This window comes from Limnobaculum eriocheiris (genome assembly GCF_021010575.1).
Taxonomy (GTDB): Bacteria; Pseudomonadota; Gammaproteobacteria; order Enterobacterales; family Enterobacteriaceae; genus Limnobaculum; species Limnobaculum eriocheiris.
The window spans coordinates 1-17,195 of sequence record NZ_JAJNAG010000001.1 but is presented as its reverse complement, the minus strand read 5'-3'; the positions used below and the strand labels follow the sequence as shown (position 1 = coordinate 17,195).

At 44.8% G+C, this 17,195-nt stretch carries 18 protein-coding genes; 7 read left to right on the top strand and 11 right to left on the bottom strand.

All coding sequences use genetic code 11. The features are described 5' to 3' along the window. Window positions 1–15: 15 nt before the first annotated feature. Window positions 16–1,338 carry a branched-chain amino acid transport system II carrier protein gene (brnQ, locus tag LPW36_RS00090; RefSeq protein ID WP_230607490.1) on the bottom strand — a complete coding sequence of 441 codons (1,323 nt, stop codon included), beginning with the start codon at window positions 1,336–1,338 and terminating at the stop codon, window positions 16–18. Window positions 1,339–1,893: 555 nt separating this feature from the next. On the opposite strand from brnQ, the gene LPW36_RS00085 reads away from it, so the two are divergent. From LPW36_RS00085 to LPW36_RS00075, 3 genes are all read left to right on the top strand, one after another. After that, a complete protein-coding gene (locus tag LPW36_RS00085; protein ID WP_230607489.1) occupies window positions 1,894–3,393 on the top strand; it encodes a DNA-3-methyladenine glycosylase 2 family protein in 1,500 nt (499 codons plus the stop codon). Continuing rightward, window positions 3,390–3,908, top strand: coding sequence for a methylated-DNA--[protein]-cysteine S-methyltransferase (locus LPW36_RS00080; protein WP_230607488.1), 519 nt, complete (start codon window positions 3,390–3,392; stop codon window positions 3,906–3,908). The genes LPW36_RS00085 and LPW36_RS00080 overlap by 4 nt, the downstream gene beginning before the upstream one ends. Before the next feature lie 88 nt (window positions 3,909–3,996). Continuing rightward, entirely contained in the window at window positions 3,997–4,320 is a 324-nt protein-coding gene (locus LPW36_RS00075) for a YnfA family protein (protein WP_230607654.1), read from the top strand. Between the two features lie 80 nt (window positions 4,321–4,400). Here the strand turns inward: LPW36_RS00075 and LPW36_RS00070 are convergent, their stop codons facing one another. Beyond that, window positions 4,401–5,252, bottom strand: a complete 852-nt coding sequence (locus tag LPW36_RS00070; RefSeq protein WP_230607487.1) for a bifunctional helix-turn-helix transcriptional regulator/GNAT family N-acetyltransferase — start codon at window positions 5,250–5,252, stop codon at window positions 4,401–4,403. 246 nt (window positions 5,253–5,498) lie between these two features. Here LPW36_RS00070 and LPW36_RS00065 point away from each other — a divergent pair, with 246 nt between their 5' ends. Together LPW36_RS00065 and LPW36_RS00060 are read left to right on the top strand one after the other, a co-directional pair. Next, window positions 5,499–6,131: a LysE family translocator gene (locus tag LPW36_RS00065; RefSeq protein WP_230607486.1), complete on the top strand. Its 633-nt coding sequence runs from the start codon at window positions 5,499–5,501 to the stop codon at window positions 6,129–6,131. A 129-nt stretch (window positions 6,132–6,260) separates the two neighbouring features. Next, a complete protein-coding gene (locus tag LPW36_RS00060) occupies window positions 6,261–6,551 on the top strand; it encodes a hypothetical protein (protein ID WP_230607485.1) in 291 nt (96 codons plus the stop codon). A 65-nt stretch (window positions 6,552–6,616) separates the two neighbouring features. On the opposite strand, the gene proA is transcribed toward LPW36_RS00060, so the two are convergent. The 4 genes from proA to frsA form a co-directional block, all read right to left on the bottom strand. Further along, window positions 6,617–7,870, bottom strand: coding sequence for a glutamate-5-semialdehyde dehydrogenase (gene proA, locus LPW36_RS00055; RefSeq protein WP_230607484.1), 1,254 nt, complete (start codon window positions 7,868–7,870; stop codon window positions 6,617–6,619). 11 nt (window positions 7,871–7,881) lie between these two features. Further along, the gene (gene proB, locus LPW36_RS00050) at window positions 7,882–8,985 is read right to left on the bottom strand and encodes a glutamate 5-kinase (RefSeq protein ID WP_230607483.1); all 1,104 of its coding nucleotides are present in this window, start codon (window positions 8,983–8,985) and stop codon (window positions 7,882–7,884) included. 113 nt (window positions 8,986–9,098) lie between these two features. Next, window positions 9,099–9,503 carry a sigma factor-binding protein Crl gene (crl, locus tag LPW36_RS00045; RefSeq protein WP_230607482.1) on the bottom strand — a complete coding sequence of 135 codons (405 nt, stop codon included), beginning with the start codon at window positions 9,501–9,503 and terminating at the stop codon, window positions 9,099–9,101. 54 nt (window positions 9,504–9,557) lie between these two features. Then, complete coding sequence (gene frsA / locus LPW36_RS00040) at window positions 9,558–10,805, bottom strand: esterase FrsA (protein ID WP_230607481.1); 1,248 nt, start codon at window positions 10,803–10,805, stop codon at window positions 9,558–9,560. A gap of 228 nt (window positions 10,806–11,033) precedes the next feature. Here frsA and rraA point away from each other — a divergent pair, with 228 nt between their 5' ends. Then, on the top strand, window positions 11,034–11,522 hold the full coding sequence (gene rraA, locus LPW36_RS00035; RefSeq protein ID WP_230607480.1) for a ribonuclease E activity regulator RraA: 489 nt from the start codon (window positions 11,034–11,036) through the stop codon (window positions 11,520–11,522). 62 nt (window positions 11,523–11,584) lie between these two features. On the opposite strand, the gene gpt is transcribed toward rraA, so the two are convergent. Continuing rightward, the gene (gpt, locus tag LPW36_RS00030) at window positions 11,585–12,043 is read right to left on the bottom strand and encodes a xanthine phosphoribosyltransferase (RefSeq protein WP_230607479.1); all 459 of its coding nucleotides are present in this window, start codon (window positions 12,041–12,043) and stop codon (window positions 11,585–11,587) included. Between the two features lie 153 nt (window positions 12,044–12,196). Then, window positions 12,197–12,697, bottom strand: coding sequence for a glutathione peroxidase (locus LPW36_RS00025; RefSeq protein ID WP_338085954.1), 501 nt, complete (start codon window positions 12,695–12,697; stop codon window positions 12,197–12,199). 307 nt (window positions 12,698–13,004) lie between these two features. Here LPW36_RS00025 and LPW36_RS00020 point away from each other — a divergent pair, with 307 nt between their 5' ends. Continuing rightward, window positions 13,005–14,465: an aminoacyl-histidine dipeptidase gene (locus tag LPW36_RS00020; protein WP_230607478.1), complete on the top strand. Its 1,461-nt coding sequence runs from the start codon at window positions 13,005–13,007 to the stop codon at window positions 14,463–14,465. Between the two features lie 94 nt (window positions 14,466–14,559). Here LPW36_RS00020 and dinB read toward each other — a convergent pair whose 3' ends face one another. The 3 genes from dinB to LPW36_RS00005 all read right to left on the bottom strand — a co-directional run. Then, window positions 14,560–15,615 (bottom strand): DNA polymerase IV, encoded by a 1,056-nt coding sequence (dinB, locus tag LPW36_RS00015; RefSeq protein ID WP_230607477.1) that lies wholly within the window; start codon window positions 15,613–15,615, stop codon window positions 14,560–14,562. A gap of 78 nt (window positions 15,616–15,693) precedes the next feature. Then, on the bottom strand, window positions 15,694–16,695 hold the full coding sequence (locus tag LPW36_RS00010) for an FAD:protein FMN transferase (protein ID WP_230607652.1): 1,002 nt from the start codon (window positions 16,693–16,695) through the stop codon (window positions 15,694–15,696). Window positions 16,696–17,083: 388 nt separating this feature from the next. Beyond that, window positions 17,084–17,195, bottom strand: a 112-nt coding sequence (locus tag LPW36_RS00005; RefSeq protein WP_230607651.1) for an IS1 family transposase, incomplete at its 5' end; no start/stop codon positions are given.

Below are 17,195 nucleotides of genomic sequence, written 5' to 3'. Positions count from 1 at the left end.
TACCCTGTCTAAAAATTACGTTCTGGTTGCTTCCTGATGCAGAGGCATTAAGCGATCGATAATCACTGCAATCACTAATGTTACAACCGCAGGAGGTAGCCATGCCAGCCCCTGCTGCGCACCAGGAAGTGTATCAATCCAGCTCGGTAAAATGTGCGCAATAGCTGATGCTTTGATGCCATCCAAAATACCGACCGCTGATGTTACCAGCATTACCGGAATCATAATACGACTTTCAGAACGCCACATACGACTGGTAAAGCTTAATACAACCAAAGCGATACAAGGAGGATAAATTGCAGTTAATACCGGCACCGAGAACTGAATCAGGTGGCTTAGCCCTAAATTGGATATCACCATGGCAAAAATAGCCAGAATAAACACCAGGGTACGGTAGGATAACGGCAGTAATTTAGAGAAAAACTCCGCACAAGCACAGGTTAAGCCAATCGCTGTAACCATACAGGCAATAAAGATCATTGCCGCCAGGAAGAAGCTACCGAAGTCGCCAAAGGTGTGCTGAATATAGGCATGAAGAATGACTGCGCCATTGGTGGCATCAGGTACCAGAGAACCACTGCCGGAACCTAAATTGAACAGGCTTAAATAAACCAGCGTTAAACCAATACCCGCTATCAAACCGGCAACAACCGTATAGCGCGTTAACAACGTAGGGCTGGAAACACCGCGAGAACACGCGGCATTAACAATAATGATGCCAAATACCAGTGCTCCCAGGGTATCCATCGTCAGATAACCTTCAACAAACCCTTTGGAGAATGGAATATTTTGATAAACCTGTATCGCAGGCAGATGTTCCCCGGCAGGCCACAGCAGTGCAACAATACCTAAAACCGCCAGTGAAATAATTTTTAACGGAGCCAGAAAACGACCAACGGTATCCAGCAGTTTGCCCGGATAAAGAGAGACCAGAATCACCAGCGAAAAGTAGACCAGACTATAAATGAATAGCGGTAAGCTGCTGTCTTTATCGGATAACAACGGAGCAATACCTAATTCAAATGATACCGTTGTGGTTCGCGGTGTGGCAAACAGCGGGCCTACGGCTAAATAACATATAGTCGCCAGCAACAACCCCGCTTTATGACCAATTGGAGAACTGAGTGCTTCAATACCTCCCCCCACTCTGGCCAGTGCAATGACTGTCACCACCGGTAAACCCACGGCGGTTAGCAGAAAGCCTAATGACGCAATCCAAACGTTTTCACCAGACTGCAATCCTACCATTGGAGGGAAAATAATATTGCCGGCGCCAACAAACAGGGCAAACGTCATAAAGCCCAGGGCGATAATATCTTTAGAACTCAGTTGTTTCATATTAAACCATTACATATTTATCAAAAAATCCACTCATAACATTGTTTTTCCTGCATCGTAAATGCGTTGCAATACGGCAGCTTAACAGCACAGATCCCTGCCTGAATGGCAATTTAACAACATTAAACTGGATAATTTGTATACTAAAAAGGATGATTTTATGGCGACTTCACCAATAACGGCGCTAAGTAAACACAATAATAGCCATAGAAAACAAGTCTTATTGGCGATCACAGAACAATTATCTAAACAAAGATTAAATAGCAGTCCGAACAGCAGGCATTTTAGCATAAAAATCTATTTATTCACTCATGAGCTGCTCATTTTTTAATCTTAAATAATAACCGTTGCTTAGGTTCATTTTGCTTTCAATAGCATCAGGCAAAATTTTCAGCACAGAAAATATCTAACGGTGTAATTGAGAGGACGAATGGTTTTACCCTGGTCACAATCATTCCCTATGGCATTCCCAATTTTTAATTTATCTGTGAGTTCTGTTATCAGGCTAAAAACAGATAAGATAGTTTAATCAGGCGACAGTATTGAAGGTAAACAATGACAGTCACAACACAAGGTACTGCAATGAAATTCAGGCCATTACGTTGGAGCGATGACTTCATGTATCAGGCAATTCTGAATCACGAGCAGAAATATGATGGCAAATTTCTTACCTGTGTAAAATCAACGGGTATCTACTGCCTGCCCTCTTGTCCTGCCCGCAAGCCTTTATTAAAGAATATTCGCTTTCTGGCAACAGAACAGGAAGCCATTGCCGAAGGTTTTAGAATCTGTAAACGCTGTCGCCCTGACCTTTTTTATCGCGGCGAAAATGTCGATGAGAATCTGTTTATTGAGATGCTGGCACGTATTCGTTCTTGCCCATCATCATTTACCAGCGTCAGCTCACTGGCAAAAAGCTGTGGTATCAGCACCACAAAACTGAATGAATTAATTCGCCTGCATGCTCATCTTTCACCCGCAGATTTACTCAATCGTGAACGAATTAAAGCCGCCTGTTCTGCCCTGATTCATTCTTCACAACGTATTCTGGATATTGGTCTGGCCGTTGGTTTTGAAAGCGAGGCCAGCTTTCACCGGCAGTTTTCTGCCCATATGGCAATGACGCCCAGTGCATGGCGCTTATTGAGTAACAGCAATGCGTTTTTGTTAAAACTGCCTGATGATTTCAACGCGGATTATGCCTGGCGCTACCATTTGCGTGATAAAGAGAGCCTCTCTGAACATCTTGATGAGACTAGTTTTACTAAAGCCTTATGGATTAATGGCTATCCGGTGGTTATTCATCTGCATATCAACGGTTCAACAGCCACTTGCCGCTGGACGCTACCGGAAAACTTCCTCCCCCATAGCGAGCAGCCCGCAGGTGTGGAAATTCATCGTCAGGTACTACGGTTATTAGGTTTAAATACGGATGTTCAGGGTTTTCGCAGCAGTGCCAGACAAAATAAACATATGGCCCGATTAATTGAATCCTCTGCGGCCATCTATGTGCCTATGACAGCGAATTCCTTTGAATCACTGGTATGGGCAATCATTGGCCAGCAAATCAACCTGACCTTTGCCGCAACATTGCGGCAGGCGCTGATTAAGTTAGCCGGTCCGGTAATAGGACAAGATGGGTTTCGTATTCACCCCTCAGCCAAAGAGATTGCCGCACTGGAACCCCATCAGCTTACTGATATTCGATTTTCTCATTCAAAGTCTCAATATCTTATCGGGGTGGCAAAAGCAATTGTCAGCGGAGCGCTTGATTTGGATGAGCTGGAACAGGGCTCTGCCGTTGTGGCAGAAAGAAAACTTTGTGAATTAAAAGGAATTGGCCCCTGGACCGCGCGCTATACGCTGATACGCGGTATGGGGTTCGCCGACTGCGTTCCCGTGGGGGACAGCGGGCTTTATGCCGCTCTACAACAGTTCTACCAGTTGAGTAGCCGCCCCAGCGCCGCAGAAACCGAGCAGTTAATGAAACCATTTAGCCCATTCCGCACGCAGGCCACCACCTGCTTATGGGAAAGCCTGAGGAAAAAATCATGAGGCCAATGAGCAAAAACCTGATAAATGCCACAACAATTGGCATTTTTGACAGTCAGTTTGGTTCGCTGTCTGCCTGGCTGGATGAGTCGGATAAACTCATTCGTCTGTCATTTCATATTCAACAGGATCTGGAATATGCCAAACGACTGGAAGTCACCCGTGACGATAATAAAGTCGAGTTTGTTGCCCGACAGATTCGTGAATATCAGCAAGGCAAAAGAGTTGATTTTGATTTACCCATTCATCTGTACGGCACCGCATTTCAGATCAAAGTCTGGAATGAACTGCTTAAAATCCCGTTTGGTGAAACCATAAGCTACCAAACATTAGCGACCCGCATTGGAAATCCCAAAGCTTCCAGAGCCGTGGGGGCGGCTAATGGTAACAACCCGGTTAGCCTGATTATTCCTTGTCATCGGGTTATTGGGTCTAATGGTTCATTAACGGGTTATGAAGGTGGATTACCAATTAAAGAGAAGCTATTAGCCTTTGAGAAGGTAAAGACTAACCCGTAATGTCCAAAGTCGCTCAACAGGACTCCGCCATTGCATCATGATAGTATCGATAAATGAGTTTTTATGTCCGGAGCATTTACGACATTTTATGGTTAAAACCCTGCTGTTATTTATTGCGACTGCATTAGCGGAAATTATTGGCTGCTTTTTTCCCTATTTGTGGTTAAGAAAATCAGCCTCCATTTGGATATTATTGCCCGCTGCCGGTAGTCTGGCGCTGTTTGTCTGGCTGTTAAGCCTGCATCCTGCCGCCAGCGGCCGGGTATACGCAGCCTACGGCGGTATCTATATCGCTACTGCACTGGTTTGGTTAAGGCTGGTGGATGGTATCAGGTTGTCTATGTATGACTGGCTGGGCGCGACGGTAGTTTTGGCCGGTGTATTAATTTTAGTTTCTGGTTGGAAAGCTTAATGCCTCTTGCCTGGCTGCTGCCAGGCAAGAGGCATTATCATTTGCGGGCGAAACCATTCTCAATACTAAATCGGATTCTTTTAGCGCAATCGCTTCACCATCAATACCTCACATGCATGATGGCCGCTCGCTCCAACTCTTTCGTCCACATACTCAAACCCCACGGATTCATACAGTTTCAGCGACTCTTTTAGCGTTGCGGTACTTTCCAGATAGCAGTGGTCGTAGCCCTGCTGACGGGCAAATTCCAGCGCGGTAACCACCATGCGGCGGGCAATCCCCATGCCTCTGACAGAGGGCAAAAAATAGAGCTTCTGTAATTCACAATATCCCTCTTCCATCGGAGCAATACCAACACCGCCAGATACAATACCGTCCAGTTCAACGACCCAATAAGCACTGCCCTTCTGGTTATAAACTTCCGACAGTTGATGAAGTATCGGATCGGAAAAGCTAAACCCCTCTCGACCCAACAAACCATATTCACCAAAGACAGCCATTATAATTTCGGCAATCGCCGCATTATCCCGGGCTTCAATGGGACGAATAGTAATAATTCTGGAAGATTGTCTGGCTACGCTCTGTATAGCCGAGACATATTTCTTCATTGAGGACATCAAAGTTTGGTACTCATCGGAACCTAACTGCTGAAGGATTCTGGCATTATAGGCATTAGCCTGACTATTCAGCGCTTCCAGTTGCTTGCGACCGGCTTCAGTTAACTGATTCAGAGTACTGCGGCCATCAACCGGATTAGGGTATATTTCTATCAGCCCCTGCTGTTTTAATCCCTGCAAAATACGACTCACGCTGGACTTATCCACTTTAAGCACGGTCGCCAGTTCAAGACCAGATAAGGAGTGATTATCAAGTTCAATCAAACTATGGGCCTGTAAAGGAGAAAGTTGAGTTCCACTTACCCACTTATCCATTACACCCAGCTCTCTTACTAAAATTCTCGATAAATATCGTAACGATGTTGGTTCCATGTTTCACTCAAATATAGTAATTAACATCAACTTAATTTAGTTGATATGCGCAACCAGATCAATATCCAACAATAAAGAAATTAAATCAGCGTAATAACAAATCAGTGATTGATTGTTGTTGAAAAAATCAGCTATAACAGAAGTGTTGTCATCCCATTACGCCAACTCATTGACCAGAAGGTATAGCTTATGCCTGATACATCGCAGATTATTGCATTTTCAATTTTGTCTTTGGGCATGGCATTAACTCCCGGTCCAAATATGTTATATCTGGTTTCCCGTTCTATTTCTCAGGGACGGGTTGCCGGGCTGATATCATTAACCGGTGTTGCTTTAGGCTTTGTGCTGTATATGCTATGCGCCGCTTTTGGTATCACTACCCTTATGCTGGTCGTCCCTTATGCCTATGAAGCCCTCTGTTTTGGCGGAATGATCTATTTGCTGTATCTGGCATGGCAGGCCGTTAAACCCGGTGGTCACTCTCCATTTCAGGTTAAAAGCTTACCCAAAGACAGTCCGAAAAAACTGTTCACCATGGGGTTTATCACTAACCTGCTTAATCCCAAGATTGCCATTATGTATTTGTCCCTGCTACCGCAATTTATTACGCCTGACCACGGTAGTGTATTAACTCAATCGCTGGTTCTGGGTTCAATTCAAATTGTTACCAGCGTCACCATCAACGCGCTGATCGCTATTATGGCCGGTTCAATTGCCGGTTTTCTGACGGAAAGGCCCGCATGGATGCTGGTTCAACGCTGGCTGATGGGAACTGTTTTAGCCGGGCTCGCCATAAGAATAGCATTTGAGGCGCGCAGATAATGTTCCGTTATTCATTATCCACATAATAAATATTGTTTATCTTTATAATTTCACTTATAAATTATTCCGTTACCAAAACTAGTCTATATTTATTCAGGTGTGGATTATCAACTTATTAATGGAGTGATTATGGGTAAGGTATTAATTGTCTCATTGCTATCTCTGTTTGTGCTGGCCGGTTGTAACAGCGCACCAGAAGTAGGTAACTGGTCAAAAGCAGGTGCATCAGCACAAACTGCCGATGCAGACAGAGTCCAGTGTGAGAAAGAGAGCAGATCGTCTGCCAACAACAGCTATCATCCAGATCCACTCAATGAAACTGGCTCCGATGAAACCGTGAATAAAATTCTGGTGAAAGAACAGCAGCAAATTGATCTGGTTGGTGAATGTATGCGCGAAAAAGGTTATACCAACTTTTAAGCTAACGTTACCGCAAACAAAAAAACCGCTGTTAGCGGTTTTTTTGTTTTAAATGAATATAACCATTAGCGGCGAATCAGGTCATCACCAAAACCAATCCACTTATAAGTGGTTAATGCCTCCAGCCCCATCGGGCCACGCGCATGAAGCTTCTGGGTACTCACAGCAACTTCAGCACCCAAACCAAACTGTCCACCATCGGTGAAACGCGTACTGGCATTAACGTATACCGCCGCAGAATCTACTTCATTAACAAAGCGATCGGCATTGATTAACGAACGAGTCAAAATTGCATCCGAGTGAGCACTACCGTGTAGCCGAATATGCTCAATCGCCTCATCTAACCCTTCAACGACGGTGACGTTCAGATCCAGCGATAACCATTCATTGTCATACTCTTCATCATTTACCTGTACAACTTTCACCTCTCCACCGCTGAGGTACATCATTGCTTCCGGTGAGGCATGGAGCGTTACACCACAGGAATGCATCTTCTCCGCCAGTTTGGGTAAAAATGTTGAGGCAATGGCACGATGTACCAGCAACGTTTCCAGAGTATTACAAGTACTTGGTCGCTGGGTTTTAGCATTCTCAATAATCATCAGTGCCTTATCAAAATCGGCACTCTCATCAACCAGCGTATGGCAAATACCAATACCACCAATAATCACCGGGATAGTAGAGTTCTCTTTACATAACTTATGCAGCGCCGCACCGCCACGAGGAATAATCATATCAACATAGCGATCGAGTTTAAGCAGCTCATTGATCAGTGCGCGATCCGGATTATCAATAGATTGCACCGCGGCCGCCGGTAAACCACATTTTTTAAGGGCCAGTTGAATCACTTCAACCATCGCCTGATTAGTATTTACCGTCTCTTTTCCACCGCGCAGAATTACCGCGTTGCCGGTTTTCAAGCATAGCGAGGCCACATCAATCGTAACATTAGGACGGGATTCGTAAATCATGCCTACCACACCAAGTGGTACCCGGCGACGTTGCAATTGCAGACCACTATCCATTAATGAACCATCAATAATATGACCAACGGGATCGGTTAAGCGGTATACATGACGCACATCATTGGCAATGGATGCCAGTCGGGATGGCGTTAACATCAGGCGATCGATCATCGCTTCGCTCAGGCCAGCCTGTTGTGCATTGGCGATATCTTTTTCATTGGCCGCCAGGATAGTATCGCTGTTAGCTTCCAGCGTGTCGGCTATCACGGCCAGTGCCTGATTCTTTTTTGCCGAACTCAGTACCGCTAATTGATAAGATGCCTTTTTGGCAGCCATCCCCATTTGCTCTAACATGGCTAATACTCCTAGTTGATGATCATGTCGTCGCGATGAACGGCGACTGAACCATATTCATAACCTAATATTTCATCAATTTTCTGAGAATGGTGCCCCGCAATCATACGTAATGCATCACTGTTATAACGCGCGACACCGTGGGCTAAATCGCGTCCGGACAAATCACGAATGCGAATAACCTCACCGCGAGAAAAATCGCCTTTTACCTGTTTAATTCCTTTAGGTAACAGAGAACTTCCACGTTCCAGCATGGCCTGAACCGCACCATCATCAATCGTAATTTCACCCGCAGGCGGCGCACCAAAAATCCAGCGCTTGCGGTTTTCAAGCGGTGATGTCTGAGCATGGAAACGTGTACCGACGGAGACATCATTAATCACATCACCAATCACTCCCGGTTTACTGCCTGCGGCTATCACCACTTCAATACCTGCTCTGCCAGCCACATCGGCAGCCTGCAGTTTTGTTGCCATGCCTCCGGTTCCCAGCCCGGAGATGCTGTCACCCGCAATGGCACGTAATGCATTATCGATACCGTTCACTTCACGAATTAATTCTGCATCCGGATTATGGCGTGGATCGGCAGTAAATAAACCCGGTTGGTCGGTCAGCAGCAACAGTTTATCGGCGCCTCCCAGAATAGCGGCCAGCGCAGACAAGTTATCATTATCGCCAACTTTAATTTCTGCCGTAGCAACGGCATCGTTCTCATTAATCACCGGAACAATCTGGTTATCTAACAGTGCCTGCATCATGTCACGTGCATTTAAAAAGCGCTCACGATCTTCCAGATCGGCACGAGTCAGCAACATTTGGCCTATATTAATGCCATAAATCGAGAACAGTTGTTCCCAAAGCTGAATCAATCGACTTTGCCCTACCGCCGCCAGCAACTGTTTAGACGCTATGGTTGCCGGTAACTCAGGATAGCCCAGATGCTCACGTCCGGCGGCAATCGCCCCTGAAGTCACAATAATAATACGATGGCCCAGTGCATGCTGCTGCGCGCACTGACGCACTAACTCAACAATATGGGCACGGTTTAAACGCAGTGACCCGCCTGTAAGGACGCTGGTTCCCAGTTTCACCACCAGCGTTTGGCTGCTATTCATAATGTTCTGCCGTTGAATATCAAGAAAGGATGCAAGGAAACCTTTTTATCAGGTGTGACGCGTTATGCCAACAGGCATAACGCGAAATAGGTGAGATTTAGAGAAAAAATTGATCAGACTGAAAGTTTAGCCGGACTTTTTACTCCTTCAGTATGAACAGGCCGTATACTTAGCTTAATTGATGTCAGGTAATCCTGAAGTTTTTGCTGAAAAGACCGCAAGTTTTGTTCAACTTCCTGCTGAATCTCTTCATCCTTAATGGTTTTTATCTGCCACTCACCGAGCTTATCAAACAGCCCGATTTGGTACTGATAAGTGAATCCCTGTTCATCCGCTTCGATATCCATCCACCACCCCCAGAACTCTCTCTTTTCCGGGGCTGGCTTGTTGCTAACGCAGACAGCCAGACAATCAAAAAAATAGCGATTCCCTTTACATTGAGACTCCCTGATATACGGTCCCAGACTGATAAATTCTTTAATCAACTTGTTTCTTGAATGACCATTTGCTAATAGCATGATGTAGCCCCAGTAATTTATAATTTAACAACCAGTTAACAGCCGTCGGGGATATTAGCACAATTTTTGATTAATCCACTCGCTTAATTGTGTCAGTCCACTATTTAAATTATTGAGTAATGGGGTCGATGCAACGCTGATTAATTTACCGTCACCGGTAGAGGAAACAATCAGTTTTGACTCTGATAGTGGACTGAAAACATCCTTCTCGAAACTCACGGAACACATAGGGATTGGGCAGCGCCGCCCCAACAGCCCCTGAGTTTTCAGTGAGTAACGACTTAGTTCCGTATGCAATAAATTATCGGTGGCTGAATCCATCTTCAGACGGCTGGCAATCATATCCCGATAGACGATTGGCGTCCGAAGCTGGCTCTCTTTATTCACAAATAGATCGTGAACAATCGGTCCCAGACAGGCAACACCACGCAAACGGCGTGATTCTAAATAGCCCAGGCGAACCGCCACGTTAGCACCAAATCGAATACCCAACGCCACAACGCGTTGATGATCGATCCAGGGTACCTGATCCAGCTGATTAAGTACCTGTTGATGAAGCAGACTGGTATCTTCAGTAAGCGTCCAGCGTGATGAAAAACCAAGGGAAGGTAAATCAATGCACAGCATCGCAATACCTTTTGGTGCCAGATAATTCACAAACAGAGGATAATAATCGTTTTGCAGGTTATCCAATCCTCCGCACAATAAAACCGTAGGATGCGGCCCTTTTCCCTCAGACGGAATATGCAAAAAGCCCGTCAGGTTGCCGCCCTCAACTTTAAAATCGATAGATTTCAATTCAAAAGGCAGATAGTTTGCAGCTTCTTTATAAGCCCGATCGGCTAATAGCTCCGCCTGCTCTGCCAGTTGATCGCCCCGTAGATGTGGATAACTGGCAACGCTATAAAAGTGGGAGGCTTTCAGCCAATAATTTCCGGCTGTCAGAGGGTCTTCACAGGCCAAATCTAATGCCTTTTTCTGCCAGATCATCCCCTCTTTCGCCCACTCGTAAATCCAGTTCCCCCCCCGATAACCAACCACCGTATCTAACAGACCTTCATCCGTTCGTTCATTAGGGGAAGCTGCAATACGTGCCAGTACTTCTTCTGCTTCGATAGGGTCAATACCACGCCAGGACCAGATAGCCCGGTTAATCATACGATACCAGTTGGACTGAGTCTCACCTTCCAACGACGATTGGATACTGGCATTCGTTTGTTCTATACGTTTAACCAGCGTTGAGGTTTCCGGGTGTTTAAAAGAGGGTTTAAACAACACTTCTGAAAGATTAGCTTTTTGCATGATAGTGCAACACTCTCCGGTACAGGCTTACGTTTATCACTCTGCCTGAATAACATGATTTCATCAGTGTACCCAATAAATGGTAGCAGATGAAGTCAACAACTGGATAATTACACAGCCTTACTTTTTGCTGCGGCTACCTGAGAATATTCTTCAGTTTGTCATGGCATATTAAAACGCAATAGGCTATGTTTCCGGTGATGTTTTTTCATACAAGGAAAAATAAAGATGGGTAGCCACAATCACATCACCAAAGTCGCCGATCTGTGTGATGCCTTTAGCGACCGCGTTCGGGTATTTGCACCACTTTTCACTGACTTTGGTGGAAAAACTGAATTTCATGGCCCCGTAGCCACGGTAACATGTTTTGAAGATAACTCTCTGGTAAAAAGCCTCAGTTTAACGCCGGGTAACGGCAGAATTATGGTGGTAGACGGAGGAGGAAGCGCCCGCTGCGCTCTGTTGGGAGATAATCTGGCAGCAAATCTGATTAACAATGGCTGGCAGGGCGCAATTATTTACGGCTATATCCGTGATAAAGCCGAACTGGCTCAAATACTCATTGGGATTAAAGCGCTTGGGACCATCCCATTACGTTCCGCTCAGAAATCAGCAGGCACTACGGGAGAGCCCGTCGAATTCGCCGGTCAGATAATCAGAGAAGGCGACTATATCTATGCTGACGACGACGGTATCATCATTCTTAATCCAGCCTGACAGTCATAGCCATAAAATAACAAAGCCCGGTATTAACCGGGCTTTGTATCAGAACAGACGTATCAGCAATCGCCAATCGGCTTCACAAATTCCACGCCCATATCCCACGGCTGCTCAATCCAGGTGTCCTGTGGAATATCAACCACATAGTCATCTACCAGTGGCTTACCCGCAGGTTTAGCGAAAATAGTCACAAAGTGAGCTTTTGGGTACATATCGCGAATAGCTTTAGCAGTACTACCGGTATCCACTAAATCGTCAATCACAATAAAGCCTTCACCATCACCTTCAGCACACTTCAGTATTTTCATTTCACGCTGATTATCATGGTCATAGCTGGAGATACAAACGGTATCCACATAACGAATGCTTAATTCGCGTGCCAGTAACGCTGCGGGTACTAAACCTCCGCGACTGACCGCAATGATACCTTTCCATTGTTCTTTCGGCAGTAAGCGACGGGCAAGCTTACGGGCTTCAATTTGCAACATATCCCAAGTGACGACGTATTTTTCGCTCATATAAATCGAATCCCAGCCAGTAAATAATGGCTTCTATAATAATCAGGGGGAAAAAAGTTGCAGCAGATTATAAAGAGACGCGTCGATAAAAACCAGCGGTTATATCAGAGAAAAATAAACTAATTGTCTCAAATGCACATTGGTTCGGTCAGATTAACCCGTTGCGGAACTCGCCAGTATTTGGGTTATTTTCTCTTCCAGTGCCAGTGGTTTTGTCACAGGAGCAAAGCGTTCTATCTTATGCCCTTCGTCACTAATCAGAAATTTAGTAAAGTTCCATTTAATCGCCTGATGTCCCAGTAATCCCGGAGCCTGTGACTTGAGATAACAAAACAGAGGGTGTGCATCAGAACCGTTGACTTCAATTTTGGCAAACATGGGAAAACTGACACCATAGTTAAGCTGACAAAAGGCTTCAATATCCTGATTGCTGCCTTTCTCCTGCTGCCCAAACTGATTACAGGGAAATCCCAGTATCATCAATCCCTGAGACTTATGGCGCTGCCACAACTGTTCCAACTCCTCATACTGTGGTGTAAAACCACATTCACTGGCTGTATTAACCACCAAAATAGCTTTAGTGGCAAAATCTCCCATGTTTTTTGTTTCACCATGAATATTAACCAGCGGAATGGAAAATAATGGATTCAGCACAGAACGCTCCGGTAAGTCAGTTGATTAACACCTATTATAGTGAATAACTGCGTATTCTGTTGTGTCATGTTAAACAGCCATTGTTGCACTCTGGTAACGGCTAATATTCTACCCGTCTTCCCATAAGCAGAGAGAAAAAGAGTAAAATATAGACAAACGACACGATATATACGTCAAATTCTACACTTTCGATGTTATTCTGTTGCAGAAGAAATTAAAAAAACCATGTTATTGTTACCCTAATCTTATTGATAACAGCCCCGGCACTCCTCGCCGCTGACCAGAAGATTGTTACAGGAGACTTATCGTGTCTGATTTAGCTCAACTTTCGCCACATCATCTATGGCAACACTTCGCAAAGATTTGCTCAATTCCCCATCCCTCTAAACATGAAGAAGCCTTAGCGCAATACATTGTTAATTGGGCGAAAGAAAAAAAATTACACGCTGAACGCGATGCTGTCGGCAATATATTGATCCGCAAACCAGCCACTCCGGGTATGGAAAATAGTAAGTCTGTGGTTTTACAGGCTCACCTGGATATGGTTCCACAAAAGAATAATGACACCGAGCACGATTTCGAAAAAGACCCGATCCAACCTTACGTAGATGGTCAATGGCTAAAAGCCCGTGGTACTACGCTGGGAGCAGACAATGGTATTGGTATGGCTTCTGCTCTGGCAGTGTTATCTGATGACACCTTAACTCACGGTCCAATTGAAGTCCTGTTAACCATGACCGAAGAAACCGGTATGGATGGCGCTTTCGGCCTGCAACCAAACTGGTTACAAAGTGAAATTCTGATTAACACCGACTCCGAAACGGAAGGTGAAATCTATATGGGCTGCGCCGGTGGCGTGGACTGTATTACAAGATTACCGCTTACACGCGAAGCAGTATCTGCCGGTAACCAGCTGTTTAAACTCTCCTTAAAAGGGTTAAAAGGCGGTCACTCTGGCGGTGATATCCATCTGGGTTTAGGCAATGCTAACAAGCTGATGGCTCGTTTTCTGACAACCCATGCTAAAGCACTACAAATTCGCCTGCTCTCTTTTAATGGTGGAACCTTGCGTAATGCCATTCCACGTGAAGCCACCGCGGTATTAAGCCTGCCAGCAGCAAATGTAGAAGCACTGAAAAAAGCCGGGGCCGATTATCTGGCACTGCTGAATCATGAACTGGCTACCGTTGAGAAAAATATGGTATTGCTGGTTGAACCAACAGAATGCGGTTTACAAGCTCTGACACTGGATAGCCAGTCACGTCTGATCGGTTTAATTAATGCCAGCCCTAACGGTGTGGTTCGCATGAGTGATTCCGTTAAAGGTGTGGTAGAAACTTCTCTGAATGTTGGTGTGGTGAGTACCGAGCAGGATCATGCTCAGGTTCTTTATCTGATTCGTTCATTAATCGACAGTGGTAAAGAGTATGTCGTTGAAGTGCTAACCTCTCTGGGCGAATTAGCCGGTGCTGACGTTAACGCTAAAGGCGGTTACCCTGGCTGGCAGCCAGACCCTGCTTCACCCGTTATGAATTTAGTGCGTGAAAGCTATAAGAAGCTGTTCGACACTACGCCTCATATTATGGTTATCCACGCCGGTCTGGAATGTGGCCTGTTTAAGCGCCCTTACCCTGAAATGGATATGGTTTCTATTGGACCAACCATCACCGGTGCGCATTCACCCGACGAGCAAGTCCATATTGCCAGCGTTGGCCGTTACTGGCAGTTGCTGACTCAGGTATTGAAATCAATTCCGGAACGCAATTAATTTTCATCATGTAAAAATAACGGCGGAATATCCGCCGTTATTTTTTGACTGAAGAACAGTAAAACCGCTCAACCAGCGCCACTCATTTGAACCATTACGAGAAAAGCGCCAATTGTTTTTCTATCTGGGGGTCCACCAACGTTACATGTAAGCCTACCAGCCGGACACCCCGATTCTGGCGTCGTTCCTGCCAGACCTGCTCTGCCACGGTTAACAGATCGCTTCTGTCGAGCTTTTGCCAGACATGCTCCTGAGTGGTTTGCTGAAAATCATTAAATTTCAGCTTTACTCCCTGCCGGGCAATACGCAAATCGGGCCTTACATGACCCAAACGACGCTCCAGTTCCGGATACAGACGCTCAATAACATTCAGGCAGCTTTGCCAATCATGAATGTCTTCCGATAGCGTCGTTTCCACGCCAATTGATTTACGTTGCCGATCGCTACAAACTTCACGGGGATCGATACCATTGCAGCGTTCATATAAAATCCGCCCGAACTTGCCAAACCGATTGAGTAAGGTAGCTAAATCAAACTTCTGAACATCTTTGCAGGTATGTAAACCTAAATCAGCCAGCTTTTTACCGGTTACGGAACCAACACCAGAGATCTTCGTCAACGGCAGAGTTGATAAAAACTCCCCTATCTTATTGGGCGCAATAACAAACTGACCGTTGGGTTTATTAATATCCGAGGCTATTTTTGCCAAAAACTTAATGGATGCTACCCCGGCTGATGCCGTTAATTTTAGCTCCTGATAAATAGCGGCTCGAATATCCTGAGCAATTAAGGTGGCGGAACCGTTGAACATTGGGCAATCAGTCACATCCAGATAGGCTTCATCCAGAGAGAGTGGCTCAATAACAGAGGTGTAGCGTTGAAATATGCACTGAATTTGTCTGGAGATATCTTTATATACCTCCATTCGCCCGGGTAATACCTTAAGATTAGGGCATAATTTTAGTGCCTGAGCGACCGGCATGGCGCTATGAACACCATAGCGGCGGGCAATATAGTTAGCCGTGCTAATAACTCCACGCTGCTCCCTGCGGCCACCAACAGCCATAGGGATATTGACCAACGAAGGGTCGTCGCGCATTTCTACGGCTGCATAAAAGCAATCCATATCAATATGTATGATTTTACGCACGTCATACTCCCACCACAAAATACTGTATAAATATACATAATCAGGTGCTATCTCTCAAGCAAAATGAGCATTGGAGAATCAAGGAGTTATTATTTTTTGCTTAAATGTCTCTGAATAGTGTTCAGTAAATCCCGAATCTGACTGGGTGATGATCATCACCGCTAGTTGCTGCTGATTCGCCAGTTCCATTCCCTTCTTCAGTCCTAACACGCCAATAGCCGTTGAGAATCCATCAGCCGTCATACAGGAGGGACTGAGCACCGTCACCGAAACTATGTCATTAGAAACTGGCCAGCCGGTCCGCGGATCAATGGTGTGGGAGTAACGAACACCGTTTACTTCAAAGTAATTGCGGTAATTTCCCGAAGTTGCAACAGACATATCTCCCGGTGCAATCACCTCCTGTGCCGTTTGCTCAATACCTGCGGCTGGCTTTTCAATGGCAATACGCCATGGCTGTTGACGGTCGTTCACCCCTTTGGTTCGTACTTCGCCACCAATATCCACCAGATAGTTATTAATTCCTATCGACTCCAGATACTCCGCCACCACATCCACACCATAACCTTTCGCAATGGCAGAAAGATCGAGATAGAGTTCAGGAATCATCTTAATCAGACCATTAGCTTCTACTTTTAACTTATCCATACCTACCCAGGTTTTACGCTGTTGTAGTTCTGCATTTGAGGGAAGCTGGTCTTTATGCTTTTCTGGTCCAAATCCCCAAAGATTAACCAAAGGCCCAACGCTAATATCTAAAGCGCCCTGAGTGAGCTGATTTATTCGCCTTGCTTCATTGATCACTTTTATTGTTGCTGTTGAAACAGAAACGACCTGATTAATATTACGATATTGATTAAATCGACTTAATTCAGACTCTGGCCGGTAAGTAGACATCTGGTTATTGACATTTTCTAATAAGATGTCAATTTGTTTTTGTAATTCAGCACGTTCAGGTGATTTTGAGTTTTCAATATATTTTATTGAATAATAAGTCCCCATCGTTTTTCCATTAATAGAAAACTGTTGTGGTTCACATCCTGAAATATAAAACACTGTTATAAAAACCAATAATCGCATCAATAGATTAGAGACAACATTCAAAATAAACACCTTAATATGTATATTATAAAAAACAAAAAATAACACATTGTCATATAAAAATATTATTTATCCCGGCTCATTCCAATTACACTAACCGGAAATAAATTGATTAAAACAGCATCAATTTATATTTCATTAACAGGTAAGTTTATATAATTAACAGCAGGGACACAAATGAGCAAATTCTTATTTCTGCTCAGCGTATTGTTATTGTCATCAGTATCCTTTTATTCAACCGCAGAATCACAGGCTATACCAGTAACCAAGCGCACTATCACAGCATCAGAAAAACAGAGATTATTAGGCCTTCCGGTATATATACGTATCATTAAAGAAGAGCATAAACTTGGGTCGTGACGCAGATTTAGTGGTAATGATTGATCGTCAGATACCATCCGATGATCTTATCGTGCATTTCTTCTGACTTTGAGAAGCAGATAGTCTTGCGGGTCAACCGTTTAAGATGGGTTCGCAAA

What these genes read in the sequence shown, in the direction of transcription:
- proA (WP_230607484.1), bottom strand. Translation starts at nt 7,870, where the DNA reads ATGTTAGAGCAAATGGGGATGGCTGCCAAAAAGGCATCTTATCAATTA.
- LPW36_RS00070 (WP_230607487.1), bottom strand. Translation starts at nt 5,252, where the DNA reads ATGGATAAGTGGGTAAGTGGAACTCAACTTTCTCCTTTACAGGCCCAT.
- crl (WP_230607482.1), bottom strand. Translation starts at nt 9,503, where the DNA reads ATGCTATTAGCAAATGGTCATTCAAGAAACAAGTTGATTAAAGAATTT.
- LPW36_RS00075 (WP_230607654.1), top strand. Translation starts at nt 3,997, where the DNA reads ATGGTTAAAACCCTGCTGTTATTTATTGCGACTGCATTAGCGGAAATT.
- LPW36_RS00010 (WP_230607652.1), bottom strand. Translation starts at nt 16,695, where the DNA reads ATGCGATTATTGGTTTTTATAACAGTGTTTTATATTTCAGGATGTGAA.
- frsA (WP_230607481.1), bottom strand. Translation starts at nt 10,805, where the DNA reads ATGCAAAAAGCTAATCTTTCAGAAGTGTTGTTTAAACCCTCTTTTAAA.
- LPW36_RS00085 (WP_230607489.1), top strand. Translation starts at nt 1,894, where the DNA reads ATGACAGTCACAACACAAGGTACTGCAATGAAATTCAGGCCATTACGT.
- LPW36_RS00060 (WP_230607485.1), top strand. Translation starts at nt 6,261, where the DNA reads ATGGGTAAGGTATTAATTGTCTCATTGCTATCTCTGTTTGTGCTGGCC.
- LPW36_RS00080 (WP_230607488.1), top strand. Translation starts at nt 3,390, where the DNA reads ATGAGGCCAATGAGCAAAAACCTGATAAATGCCACAACAATTGGCATT.
- gpt (WP_230607479.1), bottom strand. Translation starts at nt 12,043, where the DNA reads ATGAGCGAAAAATACGTCGTCACTTGGGATATGTTGCAAATTGAAGCC.
- brnQ (WP_230607490.1), bottom strand. Translation starts at nt 1,338, where the DNA reads ATGAAACAACTGAGTTCTAAAGATATTATCGCCCTGGGCTTTATGACG.
- proB (WP_230607483.1), bottom strand. Translation starts at nt 8,985, where the DNA reads ATGAATAGCAGCCAAACGCTGGTGGTGAAACTGGGAACCAGCGTCCTT.
- rraA (WP_230607480.1), top strand. Translation starts at nt 11,034, where the DNA reads ATGGGTAGCCACAATCACATCACCAAAGTCGCCGATCTGTGTGATGCC.
- LPW36_RS00065 (WP_230607486.1), top strand. Translation starts at nt 5,499, where the DNA reads ATGCCTGATACATCGCAGATTATTGCATTTTCAATTTTGTCTTTGGGC.